Raw genomic sequence first — 6,791 nt, forward strand, 5'->3', positions numbered from 1 at the left:
TGTTGCACTTTTATTTGCAATTCGTCAAAAATAAAAAACATCTTAAAAGATGTTAATACTTGGAGGCGGCTACCGGATTTGAACCGGTGATCAGGGTTTTGCAGACCCATGCCTTACCACTTGGCTAAGCCGCCTTATTCAGTTACTAAATTTTAATGGGGCGGCTGAAGGGAATCGAACCCTCGAATGTCGGAACCACAATCCGATGCGTTAACCACTTCGCCACAGCCGCCGTAATCAGAACAATTTATATTATACAATTTTTATTATTTAATGTCAAGACATTTTTTTACTTCCGTTACCATCCACTATCACCATACTTAATAAAATAAGAAGTCATTTATGTAAAATTTCTTCTTACTTTCTTCTTATTTATCATTTACTAAATTTAATAATTTTTCCTATACTTTTATAATATTCTCATTATTAGTTAAAGTAAAGTGCAACAACAATCACACTTAATATATTAATTACTTTATTAAAAATTTTTAAATAGATTTTCTATTTGTTTTTTCTCAAGATTTTTTCCAATAACAACAACTTTGCTACCAGAATTTTCTTCACAACCAGTTATAACGTAATTTTTACCTACTACATCAAATTTAAAATTATTTTTTCCTATTGAAAAATACCCTTTTATCCTCTCTATTTCTCCAAATCTACCACTTATTAATAGCAATAATATCGAAGATAATGTATTTAAAGAATTAATATTTATTTTATCTAAAGTTAGTTGCTCTAATTTTTCAGCACCACTTACATGTTGGGTGGTTTTAAAAACAAGCTCTAATTTATTATCTTTTTCTTTTGCTAAAGTTTCTATATTCAAAATTTCAAACCAAAAATCTTTTTCCCATTTACTATAATGTTTCAAATTATATTTTATATTATCTTTGATTTTCAATTCATTTTTTATTGTTAAAAAATCTTCCTCACTTAAATTTTCCGATTTACTCAAAACACAAACACTGGAATATTTTAATTGGTCATCTAAATAAGTTTTGTATTTTTTAAATGTATTTTTGTAATTTTGTGCATCAATAATAACTATAGGAGCTCCAAGTTCAATTCTTTCATAACTTATTTTTTTAAAATTTCTTATAAGGTTGCTAAGCATTGCTACTCCACTAGGTTCAATTATTAAATAATCAGGATTTAATGTATTAGCTATTGTTAAAACGGAGTGAGTAAAATCTAAATTTAAAGAACAACAGATACATCCTTCAGTTAATTCCCAAACTTTCATATTCTCATCAACTTCCAGTTCATTTCTTAATTCTTTAGCATCAAGATTTAACTCACCAAATTCATTTTCTAATATAACAAACTTTTGTTTAGTTTGTTTTACTAATTCTTTTATAAAACTCGTTTTACCGGCACCTAAGAAACCGGAAACTAAAATAATCTTCATATTCTCACCACCACTTTTATAAAAAGAGGGCGACTTAAAATCATGATTTTGTTAAAAATCGATTTTACCAAGTCGCCCATACAGTTCATTAATAGTTCATCAATTTGAAAAAATCTTTTTTAGGCGTATTTCCAAACCAATGAACCGCTACGGCTAACTACTAATTAAGTAAATTCTATTCGAATTTTTAGCTTTTGGGTCAGCCCCTTACTATTTTCAACTATTCTTTTTCTAATATTACAACCGGTTTTATCAGGTCTTTCGGTTTTTCTTTCATCAGCAATAATGCATCTTCTACTTTGTCAAAGCCATAAAACTTATGAGTCAGTAGATGAGTTACATCAAGTTTTCCGCATTGAATTAAACGTGCTAATTTTTCTAAACGCAATCTACCCCCTGGCATCAAACCACCTAATATTTGTTTATGTCCCATACCAACACCCCATTCAACACGAGGTATATTAATATATGTTCCTTTTCCTAAGTAGTTTACATTCCCTATTTTACCACCCGGTTTTAAACATTTAACCACCGGTTCCATAGTTTCAACACCACCACCGGCTATAATAGCTTTATCAACACCTTGTCCGTTAGTCAATGCTAGAACTTGTTCATCAATACTTCCATCTTTATATCCTATAAAATCTGTTGCACCATATTTTTTAGCAACTTCACGACAAATTGGTCTTGTTCCTACAGCAATAATTCTTGATGCTCCTCTTAAATTTGCTCCGGCAACTGCCATTAGTCCTACCGGACCTATACCTACCACAAGAACGGTATCCCCAAATTGTACATCTGCTAATTCTACACCATGGAAACCTGTTGGAACCATATCAGAAAGCATACATGCTTCTTCTATAGTTACTCCTTCAGGAATAAGTGCTAAATTACCATCTGCATCATTAACATGGAAATAGTCACCAAACATACCATCTTTGAAGTTAGAAAATTTCCATCCTGCCAGCATTCCACCAGAGTGCATCGCAAAACCGGCTTGAGCCTCTAAAGAATTCCAATCCGGCGTAATAGCCGCTACCATAACTCTATCTCCCGGTTTAAAATCTTTTACCATTTCTCCAACTTCTTCAACAACACCACAACCTTCATGACCTAAGATCATGTCTTCTCTTTCACCGATTGCACCTTCCCATACTGTATGTACATCAGAAGTACATGGAGATAATGCTAAAGGACGAATAATTGCATCCGTTGGTCCACATTTAGGACGTTCTTTTTCTATCCATCCGATTTCTCCTATTTTTTTCATTGCAAATCCTTTCATAATGTTTCTCCTCCTTGTTGTTGTTTGTTATTATATTATCTCATTATTATTATTAAATTTCAACATTAATGCCTGACATAAATAATACGCAAAAAATATAAACCGATTTCTTTGTTTTACTAACTGTAATCACAAAAAAATAAGGAAATATATATAAATAAATATTATTGTATATTATCTATATTATTTTTAATTATATTATTGACAACATAATACTATGTATCGTATAATATTTTGTGAAAGGAGATATTCCAATGAATACACAATTAAAACGTGGTATACTTGATATTTGTGTTCTTGCATCTTTACGAAATTCTGATTCTTATGGGTATAAAATAGTAAAAGATGTTTCTCTAATAATTCCAATAACAGAATCTACTCTTTATCCTATACTAAAAAGATTGGAAAATAATAATTCCGTGTTATCCTACAGCGTAGAACATAACGGACGATTAAGAAAATATTATAAGATAACCGATACAGGATTAAAAAAAATTGATGATTTTCTTATTAGCTGGCAAGCAATACAAAAGGCTTATGAATTTATTTTAGGAGAAGAAAGTTATGAATAAAGAAACTTTTAATTATTTACTTAGAAAAAAATTAAAAAAACATTTATCAAAATTGGATATTGAAAAAAGTATTAACTACTTCAATGAAATGATTGATGATGCTGTTGAAGATGGCTTTAGCGAAGAAGAAGCAATAAGTAATTTTGGAACTATCGATAATATTATAAACCAAATAATTGTTGAACATAAAACTGTTCCCAAAAATAAAACTTGGAAATTTTTACCTAATAGATCTTTTTCAGCATTGGAAATTATTTTATTAATTATCTGCTTTCCAATTTGGTTTTCGTTGTTAATGGTAGCTTTTGGTTTATTTTTCAGTTTAATCATGATGATATTAGGTTTTATAGTTGGTATTATTGGATTTTTCATCTGGGGAATTCTTATGATTATATCTATACCATTTTACTTTTCTGAAGAAAACATTTACTCAACCTTATTTACTGCCGGTACCGGTTTTATAACTACAGGTTTTTCTCTCTTTATAATTTACGGTTTAATAAAACTGAAAAACTTATTTAAGAATAATCGCTGGACTTTTAAATATATGTTTGAGAAAGTTTTTAAAAAGGAGATTGATTAATTATGAAGAAATTACTAAAAATAGCGATTTTATTTTCCAGTCTTGGAATAATACTAATATTATTATCTTTTGTTTTAAATGGAAATAAATTACCACTTACGGACGAAACAAAACCACCTAAATATCATACTATCGAATCAAAAAATCTTAAAAATTTAAAATTTCATGTTACTAAATCAAATATTGATATCGAACCTTCTAATAGCGATAAAATAGAGGTTGAATATCGTGAGGGGAAAAACTTTTACTTTAACATAGAAGAAGATACTGATACTCTAATAATTAAAGATACCTATAAAGAAAAATGGTTTAATTTTTCATTTGATTTAGGCTTTAATTTTAATAATTATTACATAAAATTAAAAATACCGAAAGAACTGCTTGTCAATCTTTCTATAAAAAATATCAGCGGTAATACTTCACTTAAAAATCTACATTTTAGAGATATTCAGATAAATAATATTAGTGGAGATATTAATTTATTAAAGCTAAATACAAACAATATTAACCTGAATAGTAAAAGTGGTAATATCCGGCTAAATAATATCAAAACAGAAAATAATAAATTGGATATTTATAACCTTAGTGGCAATGTATTACTAAAAGATATAATAAATTACGGTTCTGCCAATATTACAACTACCAGCGGTAATATAATATTTGATAACATTACTTCCAAAAATATTGATTCTAAAACAACTAGCGGTAATATTGAATTTTCGAATAGTAACAATATCATAGACAATTTTATTTCTGAATCAACTAGCGGTAATATTACTGTAAATGAAATTAAAATTAATAAAAAACTTTCATTAAAAAATATATCCGGCGATATTAAAACTAAAATTAGTGATAAAGAAGAAAATTTCAACAAAAATATAAATAACAAAAACAATACCAATTCTAACTCTTCTTCAAAAGATCTTAATATAACCAATACTAGTGGTAATATAGATATAGCTTTTATGGGATATTAATTTCACCTATCTCTGTGAAGTAAACTCTTCTAAGTTTGAAAAAATTTGATCGGTATTTTTATAGAACGTATTTACCATAGAATCAAAAAAGAGAGCGACTTAAAATCATAATTTCGTTAGAAATTAGTTTTATCGTCGCTCTTAAATATCTAAGAAAACCAGATTAAGTTTCTAACTTAAATCCGGTTCCTAATAATTAATATATTTTATAAATTATACACGTCATATAAATTAATCTATAAAATTTCAATTAAATATCATAATGTTTTTTAATAAATTACTTGTACTTTTTCTCCAAATAGTTTTAAAAGTTCTGCACTCGGTTCTTTGTCTGTAATTAAATAATCAAATTCCGTTATATCACCCAAAATAAAATTAGCACCTTTTTCAAATTTCGATATTTCTGTCAAAAGCACCTTTATTTTGGCATTTTTTAATGCCAATTTTTTTATTGCAACATCTTCATAATCGTCAAGGGTTATAACACCATCTTTAACCCCGGCTGCCCCAATAAATACAATATCAAAACTAATATTTTTCAAAATTTCCGCATTTTCCGATGAATAATAAAATCTATTTTTATTGAAAAATTTTCCACCGATAAGATTAAAGTTAATATTATCGTTATTAGCTAAAACCATTGCTACATCTAATGAATGTGAATAAACAATAATCTTCTCTTTTATTAATTGTGCTAACTTCTCTATTATTGTAGAAGCACCTAAAAAATATACACCTTCTTCTTTTATCATTTTTTTAGCTTTATACGCTATTTCTTTTTTTTCAGGTGTTAACATTTTTAATCTTTCATTATATGAGCTTACATGAACACTCTCTTTTGGTTTAATAAGACCACCATGTGTCCTTTGTACATCATCACGCTTTCCTAAAATTAAAAAATCACGACGAATTGTATCTCTCGATACCCCTAAACATTCAACCGCTTCTTTAGTTGATACTTCTCCTTTTTTGCTTAGTAATTCCATTATTTTTTCTAAACGTTGTGCTTGATACATTTTCTGCTCCTTACAAATATTTTACATATTTTTTTATAGCATATGCGACCCCGTCTTTATCATTAGATTTTGTAATAAAACTTGCATATTTTTTTATATCTGCTAGTGCATTATCCATCACTACCCTATGCTCAGTACATTCAAACATTGGAATATCATTGTGTCCATCACCAAAGGCAACACAATCTTTTTTCGTTGTATTTTTTAAATATTGAATAAATTTTATTCCTGTAGATTTCTTTGCCAGCGAATGAGTTATTTCCAAATAGTTTTCACCCGAACGTAAAACACTAATATTTTTGTCGCTTTATTCTGCTAAAAAATTATTTATTTTTTCCATTTCATTATCATCAAAAGTTATTAACATTAACTTAAATACTTCGTGATAATTATTGAAATACTCTTTAAAGTTTACTATATTAAAATCCTTTTTGGTAATATTTTGTTCGTAAAGTATTCCATCATTGATTATGTCTGTATTCCAATTTTCTTCATCATAAACGCTAATACTCAACTTTGGAAATTTTTCTCTTAATACAAGTGCTAATTCTCTTGCAACACTAAACTGCAAATATTTTTTATACAAAACATTTTTTTACCATTATTCATCTCATAAATCAATCCACCATTAAATGCTACATGAATTGAATTCAAATCTAATTTACTTATTGTATCTTCCATTTCCATAGGCGCTCTTGCTGATACTAACGTAAGTGGTATTTGCATTTTTTTTAACAATTTTACCGTACCATTACTTATGATTCCTTCACTATTTAATAAAGTTCCATCCATATCTAAAAACAAATGTTTTATCATAATTTTATCTCCTTGATTAATTATTTATACTTATATATTACCATTAATTTTAAGTTTTTGCAAGTTTTTTTAAGTTATTTTTTGTTTTTAAAGTATAAATACTTATATTTTACTTTTAACATATTATATAT

9 protein-coding genes and 2 tRNA genes are annotated in these 6,791 nt (G+C 27.7%); 3 read left to right on the forward strand and 8 right to left on the reverse strand.

Going from position 1 to position 6,791, the window contains the following annotated elements:
• Positions 1-60: 60 nt before the first annotated feature.
• The 4 genes from HMPREF1983_RS00780 to HMPREF1983_RS00795 all read right to left on the reverse strand — a co-directional run bounded on the left by HMPREF1983_RS00780 (position 61) and on the right by HMPREF1983_RS00795 (position 2,696).
• Positions 61-134: transfer RNA gene (locus HMPREF1983_RS00780), tRNA-Cys, on the reverse strand.
• A gap of 22 nt (positions 135-156) precedes the next feature.
• Positions 157-232 (reverse strand) — tRNA-His (locus HMPREF1983_RS00785).
• Between the two features lie 246 nt (positions 233-478).
• Positions 479-1,411 (reverse strand): GTP-binding protein, encoded by a 933-nt coding sequence (locus tag HMPREF1983_RS00790; RefSeq protein WP_021752368.1) that lies wholly within the window; start codon positions 1,409-1,411, stop codon positions 479-481.
• Positions 1,412-1,631: 220 nt separating this feature from the next.
• Positions 1,632-2,696 (reverse strand): NAD(P)-dependent alcohol dehydrogenase, encoded by a 1,065-nt coding sequence (locus tag HMPREF1983_RS00795; RefSeq protein WP_021752369.1) that lies wholly within the window; start codon positions 2,694-2,696, stop codon positions 1,632-1,634.
• A 254-nt stretch (positions 2,697-2,950) separates the two neighbouring features.
• Between HMPREF1983_RS00795 and HMPREF1983_RS00800 the strand changes: the two genes are divergently transcribed.
• Genes HMPREF1983_RS00800 through HMPREF1983_RS00810 form a run of 3 tightly spaced genes read left to right on the forward strand, consistent with a single transcriptional unit; the run spans position 2,951 to position 4,828 of the window.
• Positions 2,951-3,268, forward strand: coding sequence for a PadR family transcriptional regulator (locus tag HMPREF1983_RS00800; protein WP_040460741.1), 318 nt, complete (start codon positions 2,951-2,953; stop codon positions 3,266-3,268).
• Positions 3,261-3,851 carry a DUF1700 domain-containing protein gene (locus HMPREF1983_RS00805; RefSeq protein WP_021752371.1) on the forward strand — a complete coding sequence of 197 codons (591 nt, stop codon included), beginning with the start codon at positions 3,261-3,263 and terminating at the stop codon, positions 3,849-3,851. The genes HMPREF1983_RS00800 and HMPREF1983_RS00805 overlap by 8 nt, the downstream gene beginning before the upstream one ends.
• A 2-nt stretch (positions 3,852-3,853) precedes the next feature.
• Positions 3,854-4,828 (forward strand): DUF4097 family beta strand repeat-containing protein, encoded by a 975-nt coding sequence (locus HMPREF1983_RS00810; RefSeq protein ID WP_021752372.1) that lies wholly within the window; start codon positions 3,854-3,856, stop codon positions 4,826-4,828.
• Positions 4,829-5,097: 269 nt separating this feature from the next.
• On the opposite strand, the gene HMPREF1983_RS00815 is transcribed toward HMPREF1983_RS00810, so the two are convergent.
• Genes HMPREF1983_RS00815 through HMPREF1983_RS07650 form a run of 4 tightly spaced genes read right to left on the reverse strand, consistent with a single transcriptional unit; the run spans position 5,098 to position 6,660 of the window.
• Positions 5,098-5,844 (reverse strand): DeoR/GlpR family DNA-binding transcription regulator, encoded by a 747-nt coding sequence (locus HMPREF1983_RS00815; protein WP_021752373.1) that lies wholly within the window; start codon positions 5,842-5,844, stop codon positions 5,098-5,100.
• 10 nt (positions 5,845-5,854) lie between these two features.
• Positions 5,855-6,109: an HAD family hydrolase gene (locus HMPREF1983_RS07640; protein ID WP_021752374.1), complete on the reverse strand. Its 255-nt coding sequence runs from the start codon at positions 6,107-6,109 to the stop codon at positions 5,855-5,857.
• A 42-nt stretch (positions 6,110-6,151) separates the two neighbouring features.
• Entirely contained in the window at positions 6,152-6,430 is a 279-nt protein-coding gene (locus HMPREF1983_RS07645; protein ID WP_084404560.1) for a hypothetical protein, read from the reverse strand.
• Entirely contained in the window at positions 6,388-6,660 is a 273-nt protein-coding gene (locus HMPREF1983_RS07650) for an HAD family hydrolase (protein WP_021752376.1), read from the reverse strand. The genes HMPREF1983_RS07645 and HMPREF1983_RS07650 overlap by 43 nt, the downstream gene beginning before the upstream one ends.
• Positions 6,661-6,791: the final 131 nt, after the last annotated feature.

The organism is Gemella bergeri ATCC 700627 (assembly GCF_000469465.1).
In the GTDB taxonomy this organism is placed as follows: Bacteria; Bacillota; Bacilli; order Staphylococcales; family Gemellaceae; genus Gemella; species Gemella bergeri.

What these genes read in the sequence shown, in the direction of transcription:
- HMPREF1983_RS00790 (WP_021752368.1), bottom strand. Translation starts at nt 1,411, where the DNA reads ATGAAGATTATTTTAGTTTCCGGTTTCTTAGGTGCCGGTAAAACGAGT.
- HMPREF1983_RS00795 (WP_021752369.1), bottom strand. Translation starts at nt 2,696, where the DNA reads ATGAAAGGATTTGCAATGAAAAAAATAGGAGAAATCGGATGGATAGAA.
- HMPREF1983_RS00800 (WP_040460741.1), top strand. Translation starts at nt 2,951, where the DNA reads ATGAATACACAATTAAAACGTGGTATACTTGATATTTGTGTTCTTGCA.
- HMPREF1983_RS00805 (WP_021752371.1), top strand. Translation starts at nt 3,261, where the DNA reads ATGAATAAAGAAACTTTTAATTATTTACTTAGAAAAAAATTAAAAAAA.
- HMPREF1983_RS00810 (WP_021752372.1), top strand. Translation starts at nt 3,854, where the DNA reads ATGAAGAAATTACTAAAAATAGCGATTTTATTTTCCAGTCTTGGAATA.
- HMPREF1983_RS00815 (WP_021752373.1), bottom strand. Translation starts at nt 5,844, where the DNA reads ATGTATCAAGCACAACGTTTAGAAAAAATAATGGAATTACTAAGCAAA.
- HMPREF1983_RS07650 (WP_021752376.1), bottom strand. Translation starts at nt 6,660, where the DNA reads ATGATAAAACATTTGTTTTTAGATATGGATGGAACTTTATTAAATAGT.